Annotated in this window: 1 protein-coding gene; it reads right to left on the reverse strand. The window is 64.4% G+C overall.

The window, feature by feature from the left end; genetic code table 11:
- Window positions 1-257 (reverse strand): hypothetical protein (locus tag SB816_RS31170; protein WP_410548136.1); only part of this gene is annotated, 257 nt, incomplete at its 3' end.
- Between the last annotated feature and the right edge of the window lie 21 nt (window positions 258-278).

Here is a 278-nt window from a genome sequence, read left to right on the forward strand (position 1 = left end):
CGATCAAAGCCGGGGTCCAGCCTGACAGGAGACGGCAAACCCTCGGCATCCAGATCCCGCAGGAAACGCCCCTGCAACCGTGGACCGATAGTGACCACACGAGCAGCGTTGCGTGCCAGTTCCAGCTCGATGCGCGTGCGCTCTTCGGCACGCTGACCGGCATCATCCTCGCGCCCCCCTTTCAGCCACTCGATTTCATCGGGCGCCATGTGCACAAAGTGCAGGCGCCGCGCTTGGGGAAAGTGGTCCGTTGCCAAAACACTCGCAGCCGGGCCGGT

The organism is Achromobacter sp. SIMBA_011 (assembly GCF_046535435.1).
GTDB lineage: Bacteria > Pseudomonadota > Gammaproteobacteria > Burkholderiales > Burkholderiaceae_B > Achromobacter > Achromobacter dolens.